General features: G+C 65.8%; 19 protein-coding genes. 14 read left to right on the top strand and 5 right to left on the bottom strand.

Going from position 1 to position 25343, the window contains the following annotated elements:
• Positions 1-27 precede the first annotated feature (27 nt).
• The 9 genes from relB to H8S47_RS02365 all read left to right on the top strand — a co-directional run bounded on the left by relB (position 28) and on the right by H8S47_RS02365 (position 9523).
• Positions 28-258, top strand: a complete 231-nt coding sequence (gene relB, locus H8S47_RS02405; protein ID WP_187502342.1) for a type II toxin-antitoxin system RelB family antitoxin — start codon at positions 28-30, stop codon at positions 256-258.
• Positions 255-584, top strand: a complete 330-nt coding sequence (locus H8S47_RS02400) for a type II toxin-antitoxin system PemK/MazF family toxin (RefSeq protein WP_187502341.1) — start codon at positions 255-257, stop codon at positions 582-584. Before relB ends, H8S47_RS02400 begins: the two co-directional genes overlap by 4 nt.
• Before the next feature lie 14 nt (positions 585-598).
• A complete protein-coding gene (locus H8S47_RS02395; protein ID WP_187502340.1) occupies positions 599-1519 on the top strand; it encodes a class I fructose-bisphosphate aldolase in 921 nt (306 codons plus the stop codon).
• Positions 1520-1594: 75 nt separating this feature from the next.
• Positions 1595-2284 (top strand): thiamine phosphate synthase, encoded by a 690-nt coding sequence (gene thiE, locus H8S47_RS02390; protein WP_187502339.1) that lies wholly within the window; start codon positions 1595-1597, stop codon positions 2282-2284.
• Between the two features lie 141 nt (positions 2285-2425).
• Positions 2426-3436: a L,D-transpeptidase family protein gene (locus H8S47_RS02385; RefSeq protein WP_187502338.1), complete on the top strand. Its 1011-nt coding sequence runs from the start codon at positions 2426-2428 to the stop codon at positions 3434-3436.
• Positions 3437-3440: 4 nt separating this feature from the next.
• Entirely contained in the window at positions 3441-4046 is a 606-nt protein-coding gene (locus tag H8S47_RS02380; protein ID WP_187502337.1) for a M23 family metallopeptidase, read from the top strand.
• An 87-nt stretch (positions 4047-4133) separates the two neighbouring features.
• Positions 4134-4697, top strand: coding sequence for an elongation factor P (gene efp / locus H8S47_RS02375; RefSeq protein ID WP_187502336.1), 564 nt, complete (start codon positions 4134-4136; stop codon positions 4695-4697).
• A gap of 269 nt (positions 4698-4966) precedes the next feature.
• Positions 4967-7678: a methionine synthase gene (gene metH / locus H8S47_RS02370; protein WP_187502335.1), complete on the top strand. Its 2712-nt coding sequence runs from the start codon at positions 4967-4969 to the stop codon at positions 7676-7678.
• Between the two features lie 69 nt (positions 7679-7747).
• Positions 7748-9523, top strand: a complete 1776-nt coding sequence (locus H8S47_RS02365; protein ID WP_187502334.1) for an SLC13 family permease — start codon at positions 7748-7750, stop codon at positions 9521-9523.
• A gap of 36 nt (positions 9524-9559) precedes the next feature.
• Here H8S47_RS02365 and H8S47_RS02360 read toward each other — a convergent pair whose 3' ends face one another.
• A complete protein-coding gene (locus H8S47_RS02360; RefSeq protein ID WP_187502333.1) occupies positions 9560-11083 on the bottom strand; it encodes an aldehyde dehydrogenase family protein in 1524 nt (507 codons plus the stop codon).
• 106 nt (positions 11084-11189) lie between these two features.
• On the opposite strand from H8S47_RS02360, the gene H8S47_RS02355 reads away from it, so the two are divergent.
• The 3 genes from H8S47_RS02355 to H8S47_RS02345 all read left to right on the top strand — a co-directional run bounded on the left by H8S47_RS02355 (position 11190) and on the right by H8S47_RS02345 (position 14487).
• Positions 11190-12164: a quinone oxidoreductase family protein gene (locus H8S47_RS02355; RefSeq protein ID WP_187502332.1), complete on the top strand. Its 975-nt coding sequence runs from the start codon at positions 11190-11192 to the stop codon at positions 12162-12164.
• Positions 12165-12457: 293 nt separating this feature from the next.
• Positions 12458-13138, top strand: coding sequence for a response regulator transcription factor (locus H8S47_RS02350; RefSeq protein ID WP_187502331.1), 681 nt, complete (start codon positions 12458-12460; stop codon positions 13136-13138).
• Positions 13138-14487: a sensor histidine kinase gene (locus H8S47_RS02345; RefSeq protein WP_187502330.1), complete on the top strand. Its 1350-nt coding sequence runs from the start codon at positions 13138-13140 to the stop codon at positions 14485-14487. The genes H8S47_RS02350 and H8S47_RS02345 overlap by 1 nt, the downstream gene beginning before the upstream one ends.
• A 130-nt stretch (positions 14488-14617) precedes the next feature.
• On the opposite strand, the gene H8S47_RS02340 is transcribed toward H8S47_RS02345, so the two are convergent.
• Positions 14618-17146, bottom strand: coding sequence for a TonB-dependent receptor (locus H8S47_RS02340; RefSeq protein WP_187502329.1), 2529 nt, complete (start codon positions 17144-17146; stop codon positions 14618-14620).
• Between the two features lie 264 nt (positions 17147-17410).
• On the opposite strand from H8S47_RS02340, the gene H8S47_RS02335 reads away from it, so the two are divergent.
• Positions 17411-20479, top strand: a complete 3069-nt coding sequence (locus tag H8S47_RS02335; protein ID WP_187502328.1) for a TonB-dependent receptor — start codon at positions 17411-17413, stop codon at positions 20477-20479.
• Positions 20479-21513 (top strand): phytase, encoded by a 1035-nt coding sequence (locus H8S47_RS02330; RefSeq protein ID WP_187502327.1) that lies wholly within the window; start codon positions 20479-20481, stop codon positions 21511-21513. The genes H8S47_RS02335 and H8S47_RS02330 overlap by 1 nt, the downstream gene beginning before the upstream one ends.
• A gap of 3 nt (positions 21514-21516) precedes the next feature.
• On the opposite strand, the gene H8S47_RS02325 is transcribed toward H8S47_RS02330, so the two are convergent.
• From H8S47_RS02325 to H8S47_RS02315, 3 genes are all read right to left on the bottom strand, one after another.
• A complete protein-coding gene (locus H8S47_RS02325; RefSeq protein ID WP_187502326.1) occupies positions 21517-22854 on the bottom strand; it encodes an ABC1 kinase family protein in 1338 nt (445 codons plus the stop codon).
• A gap of 483 nt (positions 22855-23337) precedes the next feature.
• A complete protein-coding gene (gene glnA, locus H8S47_RS02320; RefSeq protein ID WP_187502325.1) occupies positions 23338-24750 on the bottom strand; it encodes a type I glutamate--ammonia ligase in 1413 nt (470 codons plus the stop codon).
• Positions 24751-24894: 144 nt separating this feature from the next.
• Positions 24895-25233, bottom strand: coding sequence for a P-II family nitrogen regulator (locus H8S47_RS02315; protein WP_055875939.1), 339 nt, complete (start codon positions 25231-25233; stop codon positions 24895-24897).
• Between the last annotated feature and the right edge of the window lie 110 nt (positions 25234-25343).

Genomic DNA, 25343 nt, shown 5'->3' with positions numbered 1-25343 from the left:
TGTTTAACATGTTAAACGGAGACTCGGATGCTTGGCGTCAGGCTCGATAGCGAACTCGAAGAACGCCTCGCGGCGGTTGCGCGTACCCAAGGGCGCAGCAAGAGCGATATCGCGCGCGAAGCCGTGCGTCGGTATGTCGAGCGCCACGACGAGGCGTTCCTGGCTGAGGCCAAGCGTCAGTCGCTCGCAGCTGCCGCCCAGGATCGACACGCGATCGACGAAGACTGGGACGTGATGATCGCGGCGTCCCCCGCATGAAACTCACGCGGGGCATGGTCGTAGTCGGAGCCGGAAAGGGGGACTCCTCCCGGACGCTGCGACCCTTTATCGTCGTGCAGTCAGACGTGTTCGCGGATCACGCGACGATATCCTTGTGCCCTTTGACGAGCGTCATCAGCGGCACAAACCTCTTCCGCGTGTCGCTCGAGGCATCGCCAGAGACCGGCCTCGCTCGCGACACCGAAATCCAGGTCGACAAACTCGATACGCTCGATCGCAATGCGATCGTCAAAATCATCGGTACGATACCCATCACAACCATGACCCGGGTCGACGACGCGTTGCGCCGCTGGCTCGAACTCTAAGACAGGAATTCAGCATGACCTCGACGATCACGCCGCAAGTCAAAACCATTCTCGACAAATACGAAGCGACCAGCCCGGCGGTTAAGGCGAACCTCGCGCGCATCCTGATGCAGGGCAAGCTGGGCGGCACCGGCAAGCTGGTGATCCTGCCGGTCGATCAGGGCTTCGAGCATGGCCCGGCGCGCAGCTTTTCGGTGAACCCGCCCGCGTACGACCCGCATTACCACTACCAGCTCGCGATCGATGCGGGGCTCAGTGCCTATGCGGCGCCGCTTGGGATGCTCGAAGCGGGGGCGGATACGTTTGCGGGGCAGATCCCGACGATCCTGAAGTGCAATAGCTCGAACAGCTGGGCGACCTCTATCGACCAAGCGGTGACCGCGACGGTGTCGGACGCGGTGCGGCTGGGATCGGCAGCGATCGGCTTCACGATCTATCCGGGCGCGGACCAGTTCTTCGACCTCGTCGAGGAAATCCGCGAGTTGAGCGAAGAGGCCAAGTCGGTCGGCATCGCCACGGTGATCTGGTCGTATCCGCGCGGCGGCGAGCTGACCAAGGACGGGGAACTCGCGCTCGACGTCGGTGCCTATGCCGCGCACATGGCGGCGCTGCTCGGCGCGCACATCATCAAGACCAAGCTGCCGACCGCGCATATCGAGCAGAAGGAAGCCAAGCCGCTTTACGCGAACACCGACTGGTCGAAGCAGTCGGACCGCGTCAAGCACGTCGTCCAGTCGAGCTTCGCCGGGCGTCGCATCAACGTCTTCTCGGGCGGCGCGTCGAAGGGCGAGGACGCGATCTTCCAGGACGCGCGCGACATTCGCGACGGCGGCGGCAACGGCTCGATCATCGGCCGCAACACCTTCCAGCGCCCCCGCGACGAGGCACTGGCGATGCTCGACCGGATCATCCGCATCTACAAGAACGAGGAATAAGCCGGGCATTACCCGTTCGTCACCCCTGCCACGCGCCGGGGTGACGGGCGCGGCATGAGAGGCTAGGGGCCGGACATGACCGAATTCGAAGATCCGCTGGGCCCGCTCGATCCCAATTTCGCCGAGAATTTCCGCCGCGACATGCGTCGGCCGCCGTGCCAGTTGTATCTGGTGTCGCCGCTGGACGTCGGGGGCGATTTCCCCGAGCGTCTGGCACGGGCGCTCGACGCCGGGCCGGTGGCCGCGTTCCAGTTCCGTGTGAAGGATATCGACCAGCACGCCGCCGCCGCGCTCGGCGAGCCTTTGCGTGCGATCTGCGCCGAGCGGGACGTTGCGTTCATCGTCAACGACGATATCGGGCTGGCCAAGCGGCTCGACGCGGACGGCGTGCATCTCGGGCAGGACGATGGTGATCCACGCGAGGCGCGCGCGCAGCTCGGGCCCAATGCGCAGATCGGCGTCAGCTGTCACGGCAGCCGTCATCTGGCGATGGAAGCGGGCGAGGCCGGGGCCGACTACGTCGCGTTCGGCGCCTTCTATCCGACCACGACGAAGGTCGCGACGAGTAGCGCGGAGCCGGTAATCCTGTCCTGGTGGTCGACGCTGTTCGAGATGCCCTGCGTCGCGATCGGTGGCATTACGCCGGAGAACGCCGCGCCGCTTATCGCGGCCGGGGCGGATTTCATCGCCGTGTCGGGTGCCGTCTGGGGTGGCGACGAGGTCGCGGCGATAAAGGCGTTCGGCGAGGTTCTCGCCAAGCGCTGAACCGACTAACGAAACACACCGCCCGTCATCCTGACTTTCGTCAGGATGACGGAGATTGGTGAACGAGGTCGTCTCGTTCAACGGAAACAACCGTCGTCCCGACCGTTTGATGCAGAAGCGTAACGGTTTGGGATGACGGGCATGACGGTATTTGTTAAGGCTTCGGTTCTTGTAGCGGGTCTGTTCGGCTTGGCGTCGCCAGCGCTTGCGCAGACGGCCCCGGCAAAGTCCGTACCGATCGACCGCAACATCCTCCACGTGCAGGTGATCCTCGATCATCTCGGCTTCGGGCCGGGCGTGCTCGACGGGCGTGGCGGACAGTCGCTGGTCGCTGCGTTGAAGGGGTTCCAAGAGGCGAAGGGCCTGCCGATCACCGGCAAGTCCGATGCGCGGACGTTGCAGGCGCTGTACCCGTACCGCGCGGCGCGTCCGACAGTGACGGTCGCGTTGACGCCGCAGATGCTTGCCGGCCCGTACATCAATCCGCTGCCGAAGGATCCGGCGAAGCAGGCCGAGCTCTCCACGATCGGCTATCGCTCGGTCATGGAGAAGCTGGGCGAGATGTTTCACACCACGCCCGCGGTCATTATGGCGCTGAACTCGCCGACGACGATGCTGACGCCCGGCACGAAGGTCGTGTTCCCGAACGCGCTGCCGACGTCGCGCGCCTATGATGCGAAATTCACCCCCGAATGGCGGGCAACCCTCAACATGCTGAACGTCGATGCGAAGCAGCCGCAGGCGGATCATGTCGTCGTCGACAAGTCCGATGGCGTGCTGCGCGTGCTCGATGCGAACGACAAGCTGATCGCGCAGTTCTCCGCGACGATGGGGTCGAGCCATGACCCGCTGCCGCTCGGCACGTGGACGATCAAGGGCTCCGATTACAATCCAAAATTCCACTTCAACCCGGCGCTGTTCTGGGATGCCAAGAAGGGCCAGCAGAAGGAGATGCTGCCTCCCGGGCCGAACGGTCCGGTCGGGGTCGTCTGGATGGACCTGTCCAAAGAGCACTACGGCATCCACGGTACGCCCAACCCCGAGACCATCGGGCGCGCGGAGAGCCATGGCTGCATTCGCCTGACCAACTGGGACGCGGCGCGGCTGTCGATGATGATCAAGCCGGGGACCAAGGCAGTTTTCCAGGCGTAAGGCAATGACGCGGACGTTCTGGATCATTCTCGGGCTGATCGTGGTCGTCGCCGGCGGGTTCGCGTCGATGCTGTCGTTCGGCAGTAGCGGTGGCGGCATCGAGCGGCACGTGCCCTGGCGCAAGCCCGCGCCCCCTGCCGAGGTCGTTGCGGCCCCCGTGACGCCGGGCGCGCTGGCCGTCCCGGTGGCCGGCGTTCCGCGCAAGGCCATCGCGGATAGCTGGAACGATGCGCGAGGCGGGGGGCTGCGCGGCCACCACGGGACGGACCTCATGGCGCCGGGCGGCACCCCGGTTGTCGCGGCGGCACCGGGCCGGATCGAGAAGCTGTTCCAGAGCGGGCTCGGCGGCATCACGCTGTACGTTCGCTCACCCGATCGACGCTGGACTTATTATTACGCGCATCTCGCCGGATATGCGGCGGGTATCCGCGAGGGGATGGCGGTCAAGACCGGCGATCTGCTCGGCTATGTCGGCGATACCGGCGATGCGGGCGCGGGCAATTACCACCTGCATTTCGGGCTGACGCGGATGCAGCCGGGCGAGCGCTGGTATCAAGGCGAGAACGTGAACCCGTACCCGATGCTTGCCGGAACCGGGTCGCCCCGCTAAAGCCCGCCGCTTCGGGTTTCAGCAGAGCCATGCCTTAAGGGCCATGCTTCGCGGACGGCCCCTAGCTCTTTCCAGCAGGAATCGGTCATGAAGATCAACGCGGTCGAGATTCGTCCCGGCAACATTCTTGAATATGAGGGCGGCATCTGGCGCGCCGTCAAGATTCAGCACACCCAGCCCGGCAAGGGCGGTGCCTATATGCAGGTCGAGATGAAGAACCTCATCGACGGCCGCAAGAACAACGTCCGTTTCCGCTCCGCCGAGAGCGTCGAGAAGGTCCGGCTGGAGACCGTCGACTTCCAGTTCCTGTTTCGCGAAGGCGACATGCTCACCTTCATGGACAAGGTGAACTACGAGCAGATCTCGCTGGACGCCGACATTTTGGGCGACGCCGCGGCGTTCCTGCAGGACGGCATGGACGTGGTGATGGAGCTCTGGGAAGAGCGGCCGATCTCGGTCCAGCTGCCCGACACGATCGAGGCGCTGATCGTCGAGGCGGATGCCGTCGTGAAGGGGCAGACTGCGTCGTCGAGCTACAAGCCTGCCGTGCTCGAGAACGGCGTCCGCGTGATGGTGCCGCCGCATATCGGCGCCGGCACGCGGATCGTCGTCGATGTCTACGAGCAGACCTACGTAAGGCGCGCAGACTGACAACTGCTCCCCCTCCCGCAAGCGGGAGGGGCCGGGGGTGGGCTCGCGCTATCAGCGTCGCGCGGCATCGAAATCGTTCGCGCCAGTATCGTCGCGTACCATGGAGGGCGGGGGGGGGGGGGGGGGGGGGCGCCCCCCCCCCCCCCGCCGCGGGGGGGGGGGGGGGGGGGGGGGGGGGGGCCCCCCCCGCCACGAGCGCTACCGCCCGGAACTACCCCTCACCCCAACCCTCTCCCCGCAGGGGAGAGGGGGCTAGAAGAAATGAACCGATGACCACGACCACCTCCTCCACCTCCTTCGTCAACATCGGCGAACGCACCAACGTCACCGGCTCGGCGCGCTTCAAGAAGCTGATCATGGCGGGCGACTATCCCGCCGCGGTTGAGGTCGCGCGGCAGCAGGTCGAGAGCGGCGCGCAGGTGCTCGACGTCAACATGGACGAGGGGCTGCTCGACGCGCACCACGCGATGACGACGTTCCTCAAGCTGATCGCCGCCGAACCCGACATCGCGCGCATCCCGTTCATGGTCGACAGCTCGAAATGGAGCGTGATCGAGGCCGGGCTGAAGTGCGTCAGCGGCAAGCCGATCGTCAATTCGATCAGCATGAAGGAGGGCGAGGAGCAGTTCCTCGCCCAAGCGCGCAAGTGTATGGCGTACGGCGCGGCGGTGGTCGTGATGGCGTTCGACGAGGTCGGGCAGGCCGACACCAAGGATCGGAAAGTCGAGATCTGCGAGCGCGCGTACAAGCTGCTCGTCGGGATCGGCTTCCCGCCCGAGGACATCATCTTCGATCCCAACGTGTTCGCGGTCGCGACGGGGATCGAGGAGCACAACAACTACGGCGTCGACTTCATCGAGGCGTGCAAGGAGATCAAGGCACGCTGCCCGCACGTCCATATCTCGGGCGGGCTCTCGAACTTCAGCTTCTCGTTCCGCGGCAACGAGCCGGTCCGCCGCGCGATGCACAGCGTGTTCCTGTACTATGCTATCCCCGCGGGCATGGACATGGCGATCGTCAACGCCGGCCAGCTCGACATCTACGACGACATCGATCCCGAACTGCGCCAGGCGGTCGAGGACGTCGTGCTCAACAAGGATTCCGAGGCGGGCGACCGTCTCGTCGAGCTCGCCGAACGCTATCGCGGCACCGACGTCGTCGCCGAGAAGGCGGCGGCGGAATGGCGCTCGCTCGGCGTTAACAAGCGGCTCGAATATGCGCTGGTCAAGGGTATCGACCTCCACGTCGTCGAAGATACCGAGGAAGCGCGTCTTATCATCGCGGGCAATGGCGGCCGCCCGATCGAGGTGATCGAAGGCCCCCTGATGGACGGCATGAACGTGGTCGGCGACCTGTTCGGATCGGGCAAGATGTTCCTGCCGCAGGTCGTCAAGTCTGCGCGCGTGATGAAAAAGGCGGTCGCGCATCTGCTGCCGTACATCGAGGCGGCCAAGGAACCCGGCGCGCGCGGCAAGGGCAAGATCATCATGGCGACCGTCAAGGGCGACGTGCATGATATCGGCAAGAACATCGTCGGCGTGGTGCTCCAGTGCAACGGCTTCGACGTGGTCGATCTCGGTGTGATGGTGCCGTGGTCGAAGATCCTCGAGGCCGCCAACGAGAACGACGCGGACATGATCGGCCTCAGCGGGCTGATCACGCCGAGCCTCGACGAGATGGTGACGGTCGCCGAGGAGATGAAGCGGGCGGGCATGACGATGCCACTGCTGATCGGCGGCGCGACGACCTCGAAGGTCCACACCGCGCTGCGGATCGCGCCCGCATACGACGGTCCGGTAGTGCACGTGCTTGATGCGAGCCGCGCGGTGGGTGTCGCGTCGACGTTGGTGTCAGACACGATCCGCGATGAGTTCGTGACGAAGACCGCGGACGAGTATGAGGCGGTACGCATTTCGCGCGCGAACAAGGGGCAGAGTGAATTGCTGCCGCTGGCTACCGCGCGGGAGCGTAAGTTCGTGGCGGACTTTTCGTTGAAGCCGGCTGCGCCCGTGAAACCCGGCGTGCACGTATTCGCGGACTGGGACCTGACCGATCTGCGCGACTATATCGACTGGACGCCGTTCTTCCGCGCGTGGGAGCTGGCGGGGAATTTCCCGGCGATCCTGACCGATGAGGTCGTGGGGGAAAGTGCGAGTGCGCTGTACGCGGATGCGCAGGCGATGCTCGACACGATCATCGCGGAAAAGTGGCTGACCCCGCGCGGGGTCGCGGGGCTGTGGCCGGCACGCCGCGAGGGCGATGACGTGGTGGTTACTGCTCCCTCTCCCCTGCGGGGAGAGGGCTGGGGTGAGGGGCAGCCAAGCAGCGCAACACCTGGAACAGTCCCTCGCCCCAACCCTCTCCCCGCAGAGGAGAGGGAGCAGGAAGAGGTCCGTCTCCCCATGCTTCGCCAGCAGATCGCCAAGCGCGAGGGCCGCGCCAACATGTGCCTCGCCGACTTCGTCGACACCCAGGACGACTGGTTCGGCGGATTCGCGGTCGGCATCCACGGCATCGACGAGCATATCGCGCGCTTCAAGGCCGGGCATGACGATTACAACGACATCCTGCTCAAGGCGCTCGCCGACCGCTTCGCCGAAGCCTTCGCCGAACGCCTCCACAAGCACGTCCGCCAGGAACTCTGGGGCTATGCGCCCGAGGAACAGCTCACCAACGACGCGCTGATCAAGGAACAGTATCGCGGCATCCGCCCCGCACCGGGCTATCCTGCCTGCCCGGATCACAGCCTCAAGCCGATCCTGTTCGACCTGCTCGACGCGCCGACCGCGACCGGGCTGGAACTGACCGAGAGCTTCGCGATGTTCCCGACCGCCGCTGTCTCGGGTTTCTATTTCGGCCACCCGCAGGCCGAGTATTTCGGCGTCGCGCGCGTCGGTCGCGACCAGCTCGAGGACTACGCCGCCCGGCGCGGCGCGGATCTGAAGACCGCGGAACGCTGGCTTCGTCCTAACCTCGACTAAGGTCCGGGCTCGCGCGCGGAACAACCGCCGCGAGCCCGCGCTTATCATGGGTCCACATACGGAGACCCGATGACCGTTCCCCAATATCTCTCGATCGCCACGCTGATCGGCATGATGGCGCTCTTCATCTGGGGCAGATTCCGCTACGACGTCACCGCGATCCTCGCGCTGCTCGCCAGCATCGCGCTCGGCATCGTCAGCCCGAAGGAGGCGTTCAAGGGCTTTTCCGACGACATCGTCATCATCGTCGGCTCGGCGCTGGTGATCTCGGCGGCGGTGCAGCGCTCGGGGATCATCGAACGCGCGCTCGCCAAATTCGCCAAGCGCGTGACGCGGGTCCGCTCGCAATTGCTGCTGCTGACCGCGTCGGTGGGGTTCGCCTCCGCGCTGGTCAAGAATATCGGCGCGCTGGCGATGTTGATGCCCGCGGCGTTCCAGATGGCGAAGAAGAACAACACCTCACCCTCTGTCTTCCTGATGCCGATGGCGTCCGCATCTTTGCTCGGCGGGCTGATCACGCTGGTCGGCACGTCGCCCAACATCATCGTCAGCCGCGTCCGCGAACAGATGACCGGGCACCCGTTCGGGATGTTCGACTATGCGCCGGTTGGGCTCGGGCTGACGCTGATGGGGCTGGTCTATCTGCGCTTCGCGTACCGGCTACTGCCGCGCGATCGGCGGGCGGCACCGACGATGGGCGAGGCGCTCGACATCAAGGGCTATGTGACCGAGGCGATGATCCCGGAGGGGTCTCCCGCGGTCGACGATACGGTCGACGCGTTCCTCGATCGCCACGACCACGAGGTGACGATTACCCGCATCCTCCGCGCCGGCATGCGCAGCGCACCGCACGACCACACGCATCTGCGCGCCGGCGACACGCTGATCCTCGGCGGCGATCCCGACGCGCTCGAACGCGTCATCGCGCGCGATCGGTTGAAGCTGGAGGGCGAGGACCGCGAGAAGGCGGACGAGGACGACGACGATGAGGTCGGCGTGATCGAGGCGGTGATCAACGTCGGCTCTCAGCTCGTCGGGCGCACCGCTGCGAGGCTCGCGTTGCAGGCGCGACACGGCGTCAACCTGATCGCGATCTCACGGCAGGGCGAGCATCTCTCTCGGCGCCTCGCCAACACCGAACTCCGCGCTGGCGACGTGCTGGTGTTGCAGGGTCCGCTGGAGCAACTGCCGAGCAAGCTGCGCGATCTCGGCTGTTTGCCCCTGGCGCAGCGCGAGATGCGGCTCGGCGTGTCAAAGCGGAGCTGGTTGCCGATCGCCATTCTCGCGGTGGCGATGAGCGCAACCGCATTGGGGTTCGTGCCCGTCGCAGTCGCGTTCTTCGCCGCCGCTGGACTGATCATGGCGACCGGTGTGTTGCCGGTGCGGGAGGCGTATGACCATGTCGAATGGCCGATTCTCATCATGCTCGGCGCGTTGATCCCGGTCAGCGATTCGCTGCGCACGACCGGCGCGTCGGAGGTGATCGCGACATGGCTGTCGTCGACCGCGGCAACCTTGCCGCCCTGGGGCGCGGTCGCGCTGATCCTGGCCGCGGCGATGGCGGTGACGCCGTTCCTCAACAACGCCGCGACCGTGCTGGTGATGGCGCCGATCGCCGCGACGTTCGCCGGCGATCTGGGGTTTCGGCCGGAGGCGTTCCTGATGGCGACGGCGGTCGGGGCGGGGTGCGATTTCCTGACGCCGATCGGGCACCAGTGCAACACGCTGGTGATGGGCCCGGGCGGGTACAGGTTCAGCGATTACGCGAGGCTGGGCGCGCCGTTGTCGCTGCTGGTGTTGCTGGTAGGCACCCCGCTGATCGTCGCGGTGTGGCCGATGCATTGAGTCACCCGTCATCCTGACGAAAGTCAGGATCCAGAGTTACGCGCGCCGTCCTATCGGCTCTGGATCCTGACTTTCGTCAGGATGACGGAGGGTTGCAGGGTCAGGCCCCGGCTTCCGCCGGCTTGCCTCGCGCACATCACCCGGCAGACCGGTGATCGTCTTCACCTCCATGAAGTCGGTCAGGCCGTACCGCCCGTTCTCGCGGCCGTTTCCTGACTGCTTATACCCTCCGAACGGCGCGCCGATGTCCGGGCTCCACGAGTTGATCGTGACCAGCCCCGCGCGCAACCTAGGCGCGACCTTTGCCGCCGCGGTCGGATCGCCGGAGATCGTCGCCGACAGACCATATTCGGTGGCGTTGGCGATGCGGATGCCTTCGTCCTGATCCTGATACGACGTAATCGTCGCGACCGGCCCGAACGTCTCCTCCTGCGCGATCCGCATGTCTGGCCGCACGTCGGTGAACAACGTTGGCTGGATGTAGAACCCGGCGTTGCGCCCGTCCGGCCGACCCACACCGCCGGTCACCAGCGTCGCGCCTTCGTCGATCGCGGACTGGATCAGCCCCTGGATCTTGTCGAACTGCGCCTTGTTGACGACCGGGCCGATGTGCTGGCCCATCTCGGCGGGATCGCCGACTGTAGTCTGCTCCATCATCGACTTCACGATCGCGGTCGCCTCGGCGACCTGGCTCGCATGGACAAGCAGGCGGGTCGGCGCGATGCAACTCTGGCCCGAATTGGCGAGCACGCCCGCGACCGTCGGCGGTAGCACCGCGGCGAGATCCGAACCCTCCAACACAAGGTTCGCCGCCTTGCCGCCAAGCTCCTGATGCACGCGCTTCACGGTCGGCGCCGCCGCCAGCGCGACCGCAATGCCGGCGCGCGTCGAACCGGTGAAGCTCACCATGTCGACGTCGCGGTGCGAACACAAAGCTGCGCCAACCCCCGGACCATCGCCGTTGACGAGGTTGAACACCCCCGCCGGTACGCCCGCTGCGTCCATGATCTCTGCCAGGATCACCGCGCACGACGGCGCTTCCTCGGACGGTTTCAGGATCATCGTGTCGCCCGCCGCCAGCGCCGGCGCGACCTTCGCGCAGATCTGATTTAGCGGCCAGTTCCACGGCGTGATCATCGCGACGACGCCGAGCGGCTCGTGCACGACGGTCGCCTTGCCGATGACTTCCGAGAACTCGAACGCCGCCAGCGCCTTCGCGGTCGCCGAAAAATGCGCGAGGCCGGTGGGCGCCTGCGCCATCGACGCGAGCGCCATCGGTGCGCCCATTTCCTGCGACATCGCCTTGGCTAGATCGGGCATCCGCGCCTTGTATTCGGTCATGATCCGGCCGAGCACATCGAGCCGCTCCTGAACGCTGGTCTGGCTCCAGCTCTCGAACGCCGAACGGGCCGCGGCCACCGCCTTGTCGACATCGGCTGCGGTGCCGAGCGTGATTTCCGTACACGGCTGTTCGGTCGACGGGTCGATCACCTGATAGACGGTGCCGCCTTCGCTCTCGACCCACGCGCCATCGATATACTGCTTCAAATAGCTTTTCATCGTGCCTCTCCGCATCTTGTCTCGCAAAGGTTTGGGCTCGGCGGAGATCGGTTGCAACCCGAAACGCATGCCGTAGGGTAACCCGGAAATTGATCAGGAGGCCGGCATGGCGAGAGTGGCATTCTTCGATAAGATCGGCGGCCCCGAGGTGATCCAGTGGCGCGACGTGACGCTGCCGCCGCCGGGCAAGGGCGAGGTGTGGATGCGCAACACCGCAGTCGGACTGAACTATATCGACACCTATCATCGCAGCGGCGTGTACCCGGTCGACCTGCCCTCGGGCCTCGGCAGCGAGGCGGCGGGCGTCGTGATGGCGGTCGGCGAAGGCGTCACCGACTTTGCACCCGGCGACCGCGTCGGCACCTTCGGCCCCTCGCGCGGCGCCTATGCGACCGAGTGCAACGTGCCCGCGAACCAGCTGTTCAAGCTGCCCGACACGCTCGACGACCGCACCGCGGCGGCGATGCTGCTCAAGGGCACCACCGCCGAGTTCCTCGTCGAACGCTGCGCCCAGGTACAGCCGGGCCAGACCGTCCTCGTCCACGCGGCGGCGGGCGGCGTCGGCCACATCCTCGTCGGTTGGCTGAAAGCGACCGGCGCCGCCGTCATCGCCAGCGTCGGCAGCGAGGACAAGGCCGCACGCACCCGCAAAGCCGGCGCCGACCACGTCATCCTCCACAAGTCCGAGGATATCGCGACCCGAGTCCGCGAGATCACCGATGGCGAGGGCGTCCCCATCATCCTCGACGGCGTCGGCGGCGCGACGTGGGCGGCATCCCTCGACAGCGCCGCGCGACGTGGCCTGATCGTCAGCTACGGCAACGCCGGCGGGGTAGTCGACGGCGTCAACCTCGGCATCCTCGCGCGGAAGGGCTCGCTGTTCGTGACCCGCCCGACGCTGTTCGATTACTACGTCACGCCAGAGGAAAGGCAGGCCGGCATCGCCCGCCTGTTCGCGATGCTCGACAGCGGCGCGATAACCCCCGAGATCGGCCAGACCTTCGCCCTCGAAGACGCCGCCGACGCGCACCGCGCGGTCGAAAGCGGCGAGACTTCTGGCAGCACGCTGCTGCTGCCGTGATCCCTGAGTTAGCGAAGGAAGGTTGATTCACGCGAAGGCGCGAAGGCGCAAAGAAGATTTGTTCGCGCGGAGCCGCGGAGATGTTGCGAGCGGTACGATCGTCGCATGACTATCAGGCCATATGTGACGGAGGGGGACCGTTGGTCCCGTAGTCGACACCTCCGCGTCTACGCGTCTCCGCGCGAACCCATTCTCCTATTCTCTTCGCGCCATCGCGCCATCGCGTGAACCCATGCTACGGTACCGATAGCATATGCTCCAAACAGGGTACGAACCCGCCGAGTGAGACGATGATGAGCCTGAACCTGTTGCTGGTCGAGGACGATGCGGTGTTCGCGCAGGCGATGGCGGAGGAACTACGCGGGCTCGATCACTGCGTCACGATCGCGGTCGACGGGCGCGAGGCGCTGGCCGCGGTCGACAGCGCGCCGTTCGATGCGGTCGTGCTTGATCGGATGCTGCCCAGGATCGACGGCATGACGGTGCTCGAACGGCTGCGCGGCAGCAACATGACGCTGCCGGTGATCATGCTCACCGCGCTCGGCCGCTCAGTCGAGAAGGTCGAGGGACTCGAGGCGGGCGCCGACGATTACGTGGTCAAGCCGGTCGCCGCCGCCGAACTCGGCGCGCGCCTTGCCGCCGTCGTACGCGGACGCGGCTGGACTGGAGGCAGCGCCGACACGATCCGCGCGGGCGACATCGTCGTCAGCCCGACCAAATTCCGCGCGTGGCGCGACGGCATCGCGCTCGACCTCGGCAAGCTCGAGTTCAAGCTGCTCGCCGAGTTCGTCGCCAATGCCGATGCGGTGCTGACCCGCGCGATGCTGGTCGAGCGCGTCTGGGGGTATGACTTCGCACCGACCACCAACATCGTCGACGTCTATGTCCGCCACCTCCGCGTGAAACTCACCGCGGCCGGGGGCGAGGATCCGATCGTGACGATGCGCGGCGTCGGTTACATGTTGCGCGGCTGATGCGGTTCCGGTCGCTGCGCGCGCTGACGCTGGCGTTCCTGCTGGCGTTCCTGCTGGCGACGATCGGCACCGGTTTCGCGATCCACGGAATCACGCTGCAGACGATTGAGCGGCTGGTCGACCGCCGTATCCTCGTCGTTAACGACGCCATCGCAGGCGCGCCGGGCGATCGCCGACCGGCCGACGTCTTCCGCCGCATCGACGCAGCGATGCGCGAGCGCGATACCGGCGATATCGGCCTGCTGCTGGTCGATGCGAACGGACGTCGGCTCGGCGGCAACATCGCGCTGTCGCGCCGCCTGCCGCTCGGCTTCTCGACGATCGCCCGTGACGATCGGATCGCCGGGCTGTCCGCAGGCCGCGCGCTGGTCCGCGACGTCGGCGGCGGCATGACGCTGACGACGGTCGCCGAGACCGAGCCGTTTGACGACTACAACGCCGCGCGCACGCGAATATACCTGATCGGGTTCGGCTCGATCGTGCTGATCGTGGTCGGCGGCATGGTCTTCTTCGTCGTCACGATCGGCCGGCGGATCGGCGAAACTCGGCGCACGGTCGAGGCGATCATCGACGGCGATATGACGCGACGCGTGCCGATCCACCCCTCGGGCGGCGAGTTCGCGCATCAGGCGATGGCGTTCAACCGGATGCTCGATCGCATCGCCGAACTGATGGCGAGCATCAGCAACGTCTCCAACGACATCGCGCACGATCTGCGCACGCCGCTCGCCCGGCTGCGGAGCCAACTCGCCCTGGCGCTGCGCCGGGCCGAGACCGAGGCGCAGCGCGACGATCTGGAGGCTGCGATCGCAATGAGCGACGAGTTGCTCGCGATGTTCGCGGCGATGCTGCGGATCGCCGAGATCGGGGGTGGCGATCGTCGCGCCGCGTTCGCGCCGTTCGATCTCGCCGACCTGGTTCGGGAGGTAGGCGACATGATGCAGCCGGTTGCGGCCGATAGCGGCCAGCAACTCGACATCGCCGTGGATGCACCGACCAGGATAATCGGCGATCGCCAGTTGCTGGGCCAGGCGATGGTCAACCTGATCGAGAACGCGATCCGCCATACGCCGGCCGGCACGCGGATCAAGATCGGCGTCGTCTCGACCGATGCCGCGACAATGCTGACGGTGACCGACGATGGCCCAGGCATCCCGGTCGACCAGCGCAAACTGGCGCTTCGCCGGTTCGGGCGTCTGGACATCAGCCGTCACGAGGTCGGGCACGGCCTGGGCCTCGCGCTGATCGATGCGATCGTCCGCCTGCACCGCGGCACGTTGTCGCTCGAGGACGCCGATCCCGGGTTACGCGTGGCGCTCAGCCTGCCACGCAACGGAGCAAACAAGTAATCCTCCCCCGCAAGGGGGAGGTGGCAGGCGTGAGCCTGACGGAGGGGGAGGGGGCGACAACCTATGTTTGGTATCCTCCCCCTCCGTCGCCTCCGGCGCCACCTCCCCCTTGCGGGGGAGGATCGCGCGGTCAGAACTTGACCGAAGCCTCCATGCCGTATGTGCGCGGCGCGTTGAAATTGCCGTAGTCGCCCAGCACGTTGCTGATGCTGCCCGACGTGGTGCTCGTCGTCGGCGAGCCCGGCAGGCTGTTCGACGGATCGCGGCGGAACACATATTGCTTGTCGAACAGGTTGCGGACCCAGGCGGAGATCGTCACCGCGTTGCTGCCGCCGACCCGGATGTTTGCCAGCGCAAGGCGTGCGTTGGTGAGGAACGCCGCGTCGTTCTTCGTCGCATATTGATCGAAGGTCTGCGTGGCCTGTGAGTAGTTGCCGTCGAGGTGGAACTTCAGGTCCATGTCACCGATCGGCATCGTATAGTCGATCGCGCCATTGGCGGCATTGCGCGGCGTGAAGACGATGTAGAAGTTCTGGTACACGCCGGTCGATTCGATCAGGACCGGCGGGATCTTGGTATAGGTATAGGCATAGCCCGCGGTCAGCGTCAGGCCGGTGACCGGCTGCAACGTCAGGTCGGCCTCGATCCCGCGAATCTTGGTGATGCCGGGCGCATTGATCGTCACCAGGTTGTTGAAGCTGCCCGTCGAGGTGGTCTGGATCGAGCTGATGTCGACCTGGCTGTTCTTGCGATCCATGATGTAGCCGGCCAGGTTCAGGCGCGCGCGGTGATCCCAGAAATCGGTCTTCGCGCCGATCTCGTACGACTTCACGTCCTCGGGATTGAACGTCTGGTAGTTCGAGGTGCGCGAGCTGGCACCGCCGGCGCGATAGCCGGTCGCGTATTTGGCGTAGAGATGGAGCGAATCGCTGGCGTCATAGGCCAGCGTCGCCATCGGATTGAACCGGTTCCAGCTCGCGTCGAGCGGCTTGTAGCCCGCCGCCGTCAGCTGCGCTGTGGTCGCCGTGTCGTAGTTCAAGTTGCGCGAATAATGCAGCACGCCCTTCTTGTCGTCGTGCGTGTAGCGGCCACCGGCGGTCAGGTGGATCCGATCGGTCGCGTTCCAGGTGACCTGGCCGTAGCCGGCATAGCTCTTCGACCAGACTTCGGACGCACGGTCGATCGAGCGGCAACCCTCCTGCGAGCCGAATCCCCCCGAGCCGGTGCAGGGATCGAGCACGGTGATCGTCGACAGCGTGGAATCGAACGCCAGTGAGTTCGGCGTTGCCGCGTCGTCGCTAACGTGCTCGTTGAAGTAATACAGGCCGGCGACGTAGTCGAACTGGCCGACCGTGCCGACCGCCTGGAATTCCTGGCTGAACTGGTTCTGGTGCAGGTCGGCGAGGCTGTAGCGGCTGAAGTTGCACGCGGTGCCGGTGCAGCCTGCTGCGACGACGGGCACGCGGTGATAGCCGCCGCTGTTGTCGTACTGGGTCGCATTCACGCCGCGCCATGCGGTGATCGAGCGGAGTTCGATCTCGGGTGCGACATCCCAACGGATGTTCGAGGTGAAGCCGTGCGTCTTGTCGACGCTGGGCTGCTGCGGCACGCCGATGTCGGCGACCTTTGCGCGGCTGGTGCCGTTGACCACGACCTGGCTCGGCAGCGGCTTCACGCTGCCGGTGAGCGTCGTGTAGTTGGTGCCGGGTAGGGCACAGGCGGACGATGCAGACTGCGCACCCGCCTTGCAGCCATTGGGGTTCACGTTGAGCAGCTGGCTGTAGAACGGGCTGTTCGAGTCGTAGCCGTTATCGTAGCTGAAATCGGCGGTCATGCCCGAGATCGGGTGGACCCGTGCGGTCGCCTTGAAGCCACGGCGATGATAATAGTTGAAGCCGGTCTGGCCTTCGAGCGGGTTCTTGGTGGTCGCGTCCTGATGCTGGATGACGCCGTCGAGCTTCAGCGAAACGCCGTAGGTTTCGGGCAGGTCGAGATGCAGCGCGCCGTTATAGCTGCCATAGTTCGCGATCCCGCCGGTCGCGCTGCCGCCCCATTTGCCGCTCGGGCCCTTGGTGACGATGCTCAGTGCGCCGCCTTCGGTATTGCGACCGAACAGCGTGCCCTGCGGGCCCTTGAGGACCTCGATCCGGTCGACGTCGAACAATGCTGCGTTCAGGCCGTGCTGGCGGCCAAGATAGACGCCGTCGATATAGACGCCGACGCCCTGCTCGCGTGCGGGCTGGTTGGCGTCGAGCGGCACGATGCCGCGGATGCCGATCGTCAGCGCGGACTGGCGCGCTTCGAAGGTCGCGACCCGCAACGACGGCACGGCGCCGTCGGCGAGATCGTACAGGCTCTGCACATGGCGATCGGTCAGCGCCTGGCTGCTGAGCACGCTGATCGCGATCGGCGTCTTCTGGAGATTGGTCTCGCGCTTGGTCGCGGTCACGACGATCTCGCCCAGACCCGTCTGGTCGGCAGGGTCTGCCGCAGCGGGATCGGTGGGCGTGAGATCGGTGGCGGCGACAGTGGTCGTGGCCGGCGCGGTGTCCTTGGTGGCAGTCGGCGTGGCTGCGGCGGCGAAGGCGGGCGACGCGATCGCGACCGTCAGGGCGGCGCCGGCCAGCAGCCGCAAGCGCAGGCTTGCTGAATTCAACATCGAGGGGTTCCCTTTTTCGGCAGTGTTTGCCTTGAGGGGCGCGATAAGCGGCGGTCGTGGCACGTCCGTTACGAATATAAGAATCGCGTGTCCGGCGTTTTTAACGTTGGTTTAATGTGGGATATTCGGCGCGATCGCACGATAAGGTTGCTGCCGACGCGGCTGTCACTGCGCTGTCACGCTGGCGTAACGGCGCTGCCATGCGCGACCGCTACCGCGCCTCCTAAGCCGGCTGAAGAAGTCGGGACCATCCGGGGGAATACCATGAAATCGAACCTGTCGAACCGCGTTCGCGGTCGCGTCGTCGCGCATGCGCTGCTCGCCGGCTGTGCGCTGAGCCCGCTGACCGTTGCGAGCGCCCATGCGCGTCCCGACGCAGCGACACCGGTCGGTGCACCGCGCGCGCCCGGCGCGATCACCGGCACTGTGTCCCAGGCGGGCAGCGGCGAGTATCTCGATGGTGCATCGGTCTCGATCCCCGCACTCGACCTGTCGACCGTGGTCGATCGCACCGGACGCTTCTCGCTGGTCGGCGTTCCCGCCGGTACGCACGAGCTCGTGATACGCTATGTCGGCTTTCCCGATGCACGCCGAACCGTGACGGTCGCCGACGCCCCGGTGACGCTCGACGTCGCGATGACCACCGGCACGGGCGAAACCGCAGGGGAGGGCGCAGAAATCGTCGTGTCAGGCTCGCGCCCGATCGCGGAATCCGAAGCCGCCGCGCTCCAGATCCAGCGCACCAGCCCCTCGCTCGTCTCCGTCATCGCATCGGACTCGATCGGTCGCCTGCCCGATCAGAACGTCGCACAGGCGGTCAGCCGCCTTCCCGGCGTCGGCGTCCAGCGCGACCAGGGCCAGGCGCGCTACATCACGCTGCGCGGCGCCCCGATCAACTGGACCACGCTGTCGATCGACGGCATCAACGTCGTCAGCCCCGAAGGCCGCGACGCGCGCTTCGACTCCATCCCCTCGGCGATCGCCTCGCAGATCGTCGTGCGCAAGGCCGTCACCCCCGACATGACCGGCGAGACGATCGCCGGCAATGTCGACATCATCACGCGTTCGGCATTCGATTATCCGGGCATGAAGGTGCAGGCCAAGGGCGGCCTCGGCCATGTCGAACTCGGCAAGAAGACCGAATATGAGGGTTCGCTCGTCATCTCCGACCGGATCGACACCGGCATCGGCGAATTCGGCATCGTGTCGTCCGCCAGCCTGTATCGCCGCGGCATGGTCACCGACAATTTCGAGACCGATTTCGAAGCCGTCAAGGAAGACAAGCGCCCCGGCTATCAGACGCGCAACTGGGCGCGCGAGACCGAGAACAAGCTGTATCGCCTGACACGCAAGAACTACTCGCTGTCGACCCGGCTCGACTGGCGCCCGGCTCCCGGCCACAAGCTGTTCGCGGAGACGATCTACTCGGCGTTCGCGGACGACGAGCAGCGTAACAACTACATCTTCGATCTCGACGACCAGCAGTCGCGTGCGCCGACCGGCAGCGCCGCCTGCAACGTCAATGCCCGGCCCGCGTCCGGTACGACGGGCTATGCCGACGTCTGCACCGGCAACACGCCGCTGCTCGGCACTGTCTACGGCGTCGATCTCAACGCGAACTTCACGGTGCGCAAATACAAGCAGTCGGTGTTCACCAACACGATCGGCGGCGATCACGAACTCGGCGAGTGGAAGGTCGCATGGCGCGGCAACTTCACCCGCTCGATCGACGACCGGACGCAGCCGGCGCAACTGAACTACGAGAGCCCGAGCTTCGCGAACGCCACCAACCGGCTCACCGTCGGCTACGACCTGACCGATCCGCAGCTTGCCAAGGTCCAGCTGTTCCGCACGATCCGCAACGCCGACGGGACGTTCTCCCGCGGGGCACAGGTGACCGCGATCGAGGATTTCCCGACGTCGCTGACCCGCCTCCGCTCGCTGAAGGCGCAGGACGTGACCGAGGCCTACACCGCCAAGCTCGACATCAGCCGCGAGGCGTCGCTGTTCGGCGCGCAGACGGTGTTCACCGCCGGCGTCCGCTATGACGATCGCACCAAGACCGCGAACGAGAATCTGCTCGACATCAACAGCGCCGCACAGTTCGCCGCCGCGGGGATCTCCACCAACTATGCCGCGATCGCCAAGCCCGGCGGGTTTCAGGGCGAGATCCCGCTCGGCTACACCTTCCAGTATTTCAACCGCGACAAGGTGCTCGGGCTGGTCGATCAGGCCAGGAGCGTCGCCAGCTACCAGCCGGTCGACGCCAATTTCTACGAGGTCGGCGAGCGGGTCTATTCGGCCTATGCGATGGCCACCACGACGACCAACTGGGGCAGCATCGTCGGCGGCGCCCGCGTCGAGCATATCCGCAACGACGCGCGCGCCTTCTCGATCGACGCGGCGACCAGCGTGGCGACGCCGGTCGAGGCGAAATCGAGCCAGACGCTCGTCTATCCGAGCCTCCATCTGAACTGGGACGTCAACGACCGGATGAAGGCGCGCCTGTCGTTCAACACCGGTGCCGCGCGGCCCGATTACGATCAGCTGCGCCCGAACCTGACCTATAACGACGCGAACCTGACCGTGTCCGGCGGCAATCCCGACGCGAAGCCCGAAAAGGCCAAGGGCGTCGACGCCTATGTCGAATATTACACCATGCCGCGCGGCTTCCTGTCGATCGGCGCCTATTACAAGGACGTCACCAACGTCCTGTTCGATTCGGTGCAGACCTTCGGCAGCAATATCCTCAACAGCGGCGGCAGCGATCGCTCGCAATATCAGTTCTCGACCGTCCTGAACGGCGGCAAGGGCTATATCATGGGCATCGAGGGCGCGATTCAGCAGCAGCTCGATCCCTTCACCGCCGATCTCGGCCTGCCGGACTGGATGGGCGGCTTCGGTATCCAGCTCAACGCGACGATCAACAAGAGCCGCGCGGATACGCCCGGCACGGGCGATATCCCGTCGCGGAAGGTGCCGCTGCCCGGTGCATCGGACGCGATCTACAACCTGATCGCCTATTACGAGAAATACGGCTTCTCCGCCCGCGTCTCGTACCAGAACCGCTCGGCATGGCTCGACGCGATCGGCTCGGTGGCGAAGGTCGGCGACACTGTCCGCGGCGTCGATGGCGGCGATTTCTACTGGGCGAAGGACAATGAACTGGACGCATCGGTCCGCTACGCGATCAACGGCAATTTCGAGATCTACGCCGATTTCGCCAACCTGCTTAACGGCCCGGGCCGTCGTTATGTCGGGACGTCGACGTACACGATCGAGCATGAGACGTTCGGCCGGCGCTACACCGGCGGCGTGCGGGTGACGTTCTGATGCGGGCGCTTCCCTTTGCGGCGTTGTTGCTGGCGAGCTGCGCGACGACCTCGACCCCGGTGGCGGTCGAGGCGCCGATGGTCGCTGCAACCGCGGAGACCGATCCGGTCGATACCGCGGCCGATGCCGCTGACGACCCCGCGATCTGGCGCAACGCGGCCGATCCGTCGAAAAGCCTCGTGATCGGCACCGACAAGAAGGCCGGCATCCACGTCTACAGCCTGACGGGCAAGCGGCTGAGCTTCACGTCCGCCGCGCGCCTCAACAACGTCGATCTGCGCGATCTCGGGGCCAAATCTGGAGGACGCGTGATCGCAGCCGCGAGCGATCGTGCCGACGTCGATACCGCGCACGTCTCGCTGTTCACGCTCGACACCGCGGCGGCAAAGCTCGTCCCGCTCGGCCGCTTCCCGGTCGGCGCGGGCGAGGCGTACGGCATGTGCCTCTGGACCCGTGCCAGCGACAAGGCGTTGTTCGGCTTCGTCGTGCTGAAGGACGGCCGCATCGACCAGGTCGCGATCGACCTGTCCGGGACGGCGCCAAAGGTCACCACGGTCCGCTCGATGAAGCTCGGCACCCAGTCGGAAGGCTGCGTCGTCGACGATCGCACCGGTCAGCTTTATGTCGCGGAAGAGGATGTCGGGCTCTGGCGGTTCGATGCCGACCCATCGGCTTCGGTCACTGCAACGCCGATCGCAAAGGTCGACGGCAAGACGCTGGTCGCCGACGCCGAAGGCCTCGCGCTCGCACCGTCGGGCAGGACTGGCGGCAATCTCGTCGTGTCGAGCCAAGGCGACAACGCCTACGCGCTCTACCGCCTGCCGGGCGTCACCTATGTCGGCCGTTTTCGGATCGGAAGCGGCGACATCGACGGCACCAGCGACACCGATGGCATCGACCTGATGCTCGGCGATTTCGGTGCGGCCTATCCCCGAGGCCTGCTGGTAGCGCAGGACGGAGACAACGCCCCCGCCACGCAGAACTTCAAATATGTCAGCTGGGACGCGGTCCGAAAGGCGCTCCGGTTGCGGTAGGCGTCACGGTCGATCGTCCGCGCAATAGGCGGCGACCATTGCGCGGACGTCGACCTGCGCCTTCAACCGCGCGGCGAGCAGCGCGGTGCCGCTGATCTTGCGCTGGACGAACAGCGTGTCGATCGGCGGCAGGTGCCACGTATCGCGGTCGCGCGCGATCTCAGTCCCCTGTTCGCGCAGCACGCCGACGAATGCGCGGTCGCCGAAGTCGAACGGACCGGGCTTGGCGAGCTCGACGAGGATCACGTCGATCATCCGGTCGACCAGCGCGCGGTGTTGCAGCACCGCCGCTTCGCCGAGGAACCCGGCGGCGATGGCGGCCTCGCGTACGGCATCGCGGTCGCCCGCCAGCGCCGCGGCGAGGAGTCGGCGATAGCCTTCGCCGGTTTCGGCGGGCAGGGGGCGGGCGGCGCCGAAATCGAGCAGGACCAGCTTCTCGGTCTCGGGCTGCCAGCGATAGTTGGCGAAGTTCGGATCGGTTTGCATCAGCCGCCAATCGAACAGTTCGCGCAGCACGAGCGAGATCAGGTCGTGCATCACGCGGTCGCGGACGTCCTGCGGCGCGGTCTCCAATGTCTCGACCGGAACGCCGGTCACGAAGCTCATCGCGAGGACGCGGGGCGTGGTGAGATCGGAATGGAGCTTGGGGACGACGAACTGTGGCTGGTCGGCGAGCAGATCGCCGTAGCGCGCGAGCATCTGCGCCTCGCGGAGGTAATCGGCTTCCTCGTGGAGCTGCTTCTTCGCCTCGTCGAGCAGCGGCGCGATGTCGAGCGACTTGGGCAGCATCCCCGACACGCGGAGCAGCGTCGCAACGTTGTCGACATCCGCGTCGATGCTCTCCTTCACGCCGGGATATTGGACCTTGATCGCCAGCTCTGTCCCATCCGGCAGTCGAGCACGATGGACCTGACCGATCGAGGCGGCAGCGACCGGGTGCGCCTGGAAATGCGCGAAACGGCGGCGCCAGTCCTTACCCCATTCGGCGGCGAGCACGCGGTCGAGCTGCTGCGGCGGCATGTGGTGTGCGTTGTTGCGCAACCGCGCGAGGATCGTCGCGAGTTCGGGCGGCAGCATGTCGCCCGCGTCCATCGAGATCATCTGCCCCAGCTTCATCGCGGCACCGCGGAGGTGGGAGAGCTGGTCGGCGACTCGCGTGGCGTTGGCGGGGGTGAGGAGGAGGTCGCCAATCCTGGGGCGTTCGCCGCTGGCAAGCCGACGCGCGCCCTCGGCGACTACCCCGCCGGCGACCCCGCCTGCGAGTTTCCCGAAGACGCCGAGGCGGGCGAGACGACCGCTCGGGATCGCGCGTCCGGCGCTGTTGCCGCTGTCTTCGGTCACGGGTGTTCCTTGGGTTTTGGGGAGGTCTCTCGGGAGGGATATGGGTGGCGGGAGCAGTCGATCAATCGGAGCCCACCCGCGAAGTTAACCGAGGCTACTCCTTCCAGTTCTCCCGCGAAGGCGGGAGCCCAGACTGGATCCCCGCCTTCGCGGGGAAACAAGCTCGGCGCGGACGCACTCGAGCCAATACCTTTTCGTCATTCCCAACCCCCATTCCCAGCCCCATCGTCATCCCCGCGCAGGCGGGGATCCATATCCTCTACCGCTCGCGCTCCTATCGCACGGTCAGCCAGTATGCCTTCCCGGCTGCGCCAGCCACCCCCCCTTGCAGGGGAGGATCTACGAAAAAGGGCGCTCGGATTGCTCCGGGCGCCCTTGTATCAATCAGCGACGTGGCGAAGCCACGCCGTCGGTCGTCGCTACTCGCGACGCCGGCCGACAGCGGATATCCGCTGCGCGGATCGGCGCGAGCGTGGTCGCGCCTTATCCGCTGTAGTACATGTCATACTCGACCGGGCTCGGCGTCATCTCCCAGCGCGCGACCTCGGCGCGCTTGATTTCGACATAGCTCTCGATCTGATCCTTCGAGAACACGTCGCCCTTCAGCAGGAAGTCGTGATCGGCAAGCAGGCAGTCGAGCGCCTCGCGGAGCGAACCCGCGACGGTCGGGACCTGTGCGAGCTCTGCCGGCGGCAGGTCGTACAGGTTCTTGTCCATCGCCTCGCCCGGGTGGATCTTGTTGAGGATGCCGTCCATGCCGGCCATCATCAGCGCCGCATAAGCGAGATACGGGTTGGCCAGCGCATCCGGGAAGCGCACTTCGACGCGCTTCGCCTTAGGGCCGGTGCCGTACGGAATGCGGCACGATGCCGAGCGGTTGCGCGCAGAGTAGGCGAGCAACACCGGTGCTTCGTAACCGGGGACGAGGCGCTTGTAGCTGTTGGTCGACGGGTTGGTGAACGCGTTGACCGCCTTGGCGTGCTTGATGATGCCGCCGATGAAATACAGGCACATGTCGCTCAGGCCCGCATAGCCGTTGCCGGCGAACAGCGGCGTCTTGCCGTCCCAGATCGAGAAATGCGTGTGCATCCCCGAACCGTTGTCCTCCTTGATCGGCTTGGGCATGAACGTCGCCGTCTTGCCGTACGCATGCGCGACCTGGTGGACGACGTACTTGTAGATCTGCATGCGATCCGCGGTCTGCGTCAGCGTGCCGAAGGTCAGGCCCAGCTCATGCTGTGCGGCCGCGACTTCGTGGTGATGCTTGTCGCAGGGTAGGCCCATCTCGATCATCGTCGAGACCATCTCGCCGCGGATGTCGACGGCCGAGTCGACCGGTGCGACCGGGAAATAGCCGCCCTTTGCGCGCGGACGGTGACCGAGGTTGCCGCCCTCATATTCGCGACCCGAATTGCCCGGCAGCTCGATGTCGTCGATCTTGTAGTAGCTGGTCGAATAGCTGTTCTCGAAGCGGACGTCGTCGAACATGAAGAATTCGGCTTCGGGGCCGACATACACGGTGTCGCCGACGCCGGTGGTCAGCAGATACGCCTCGGCGCGCTTGGCGGTCGAGCGGGGATCGCGCGAATACAGCTCGCCGGTCGACGGATCGGCGATGTCACAGATCAGGATCATCATCGGCGTCGCCGAGAACGGATCGACATAGACCGCGTCGAGATCGGGCTTGAGCGTCATGTCGCTCTCGTTGATCGCCTTCCAGCCCTCGATCGACGAGCCGTCGAACATCAGGCCGTCGGTCAGCTCGTCTTCGCCGATCAGGCTCGCGACCATCGTCAGATGCTGCCACTTGCCCTTGGGATCGGTGAACCGCAGATCGACCCACTCGATCTCCTGGTCCTTGATCATCTTGAGAACGTCGGAGGCCGAATTCGCCATGATGCTTGCCCTTCGTTTTTGAGACTTCGCCCACGTCATGCGGGGAATCTAATTGCGGTATGGGTTGAGATTTCCACACAATGTTGCGCCGCGTCAAATGACGATGTCATCACTCGTCGTCAACGCAATATGCGGGACTAAAAACTAGATTGCGTCATCGTCGCGCTCGCCGGTGCGAATGCGAAGCGCACTCTCAACCGGAATGACGAAGATCTTGCCGTCGCCGATCCGGCCGGTCTGAGCAGCCGCGGCGATCGCCTCGACGACGCGTTGCGCGAGCCCGTCCTCGACGACGACTTCGAGCTTCACCTTGGGCAGGAAGTCGACGACATATTCCGCGCCGCGGTACAGCTCGGTGTGGCCCTTCTGCCGGCCGAAGCCCTTGGCCTCGGTCACGGTGATGCCGCTCACGCCGATCTCGTGCAGCGCTTCCTTCACCTCATCCAGCTTGAACGGCTTGATGATGGCTTCGATCTTTTTCACAGGTACGCCCCCGATTGTTGAAACCCTCGCCCTTGCGAGCGAGCCGTTCGCCCTGAAGGGCGCCTTGCACCAAGCGTGCCAGCCGCGGCGCCCTCGGGCAACCGCGGAAT

The sequence above is a fragment of the Sphingomonas albertensis genome, assembly GCF_014358075.1.
Taxonomy (GTDB): domain Bacteria; phylum Pseudomonadota; class Alphaproteobacteria; order Sphingomonadales; family Sphingomonadaceae; genus Sphingomonas; species Sphingomonas albertensis.
This window is presented reverse-complemented; position numbering and strand designations above follow the sequence as displayed.

Bases quoted from the DNA above. Each gene is read 5' to 3' on its own strand.
- H8S47_RS02345 (WP_187502330.1), top strand. From the start codon at position 13,138: ATGCGGTTCCGGTCGCTGCGCGCGCTGACGCTGGCGTTCCTGCTGGCG.
- thiE (WP_187502339.1), top strand. From the start codon at position 1,595: ATGACCGAATTCGAAGATCCGCTGGGCCCGCTCGATCCCAATTTCGCC.
- efp (WP_187502336.1), top strand. From the start codon at position 4,134: ATGAAGATCAACGCGGTCGAGATTCGTCCCGGCAACATTCTTGAATAT.
- H8S47_RS02385 (WP_187502338.1), top strand. From the start codon at position 2,426: ATGACGGTATTTGTTAAGGCTTCGGTTCTTGTAGCGGGTCTGTTCGGC.
- H8S47_RS02340 (WP_187502329.1), bottom strand. From the start codon at position 17,146: ATGTTGAATTCAGCAAGCCTGCGCTTGCGGCTGCTGGCCGGCGCCGCC.
- H8S47_RS02400 (WP_187502341.1), top strand. From the start codon at position 255: ATGAAACTCACGCGGGGCATGGTCGTAGTCGGAGCCGGAAAGGGGGAC.
- H8S47_RS02380 (WP_187502337.1), top strand. From the start codon at position 3,441: ATGACGCGGACGTTCTGGATCATTCTCGGGCTGATCGTGGTCGTCGCC.
- H8S47_RS02360 (WP_187502333.1), bottom strand. From the start codon at position 11,083: ATGAAAAGCTATTTGAAGCAGTATATCGATGGCGCGTGGGTCGAGAGC.
- H8S47_RS02350 (WP_187502331.1), top strand. From the start codon at position 12,458: ATGAGCCTGAACCTGTTGCTGGTCGAGGACGATGCGGTGTTCGCGCAG.
- H8S47_RS02365 (WP_187502334.1), top strand. From the start codon at position 7,748: ATGACCGTTCCCCAATATCTCTCGATCGCCACGCTGATCGGCATGATG.
- glnA (WP_187502325.1), bottom strand. From the start codon at position 24,750: ATGGCGAATTCGGCCTCCGACGTTCTCAAGATGATCAAGGACCAGGAG.
- H8S47_RS02355 (WP_187502332.1), top strand. From the start codon at position 11,190: ATGGCGAGAGTGGCATTCTTCGATAAGATCGGCGGCCCCGAGGTGATC.
- H8S47_RS02330 (WP_187502327.1), top strand. From the start codon at position 20,479: ATGCGGGCGCTTCCCTTTGCGGCGTTGTTGCTGGCGAGCTGCGCGACG.
- metH (WP_187502335.1), top strand. From the start codon at position 4,967: ATGACCACGACCACCTCCTCCACCTCCTTCGTCAACATCGGCGAACGC.
- H8S47_RS02395 (WP_187502340.1), top strand. From the start codon at position 599: ATGACCTCGACGATCACGCCGCAAGTCAAAACCATTCTCGACAAATAC.
- H8S47_RS02335 (WP_187502328.1), top strand. From the start codon at position 17,411: ATGAAATCGAACCTGTCGAACCGCGTTCGCGGTCGCGTCGTCGCGCAT.
- relB (WP_187502342.1), top strand. From the start codon at position 28: ATGCTTGGCGTCAGGCTCGATAGCGAACTCGAAGAACGCCTCGCGGCG.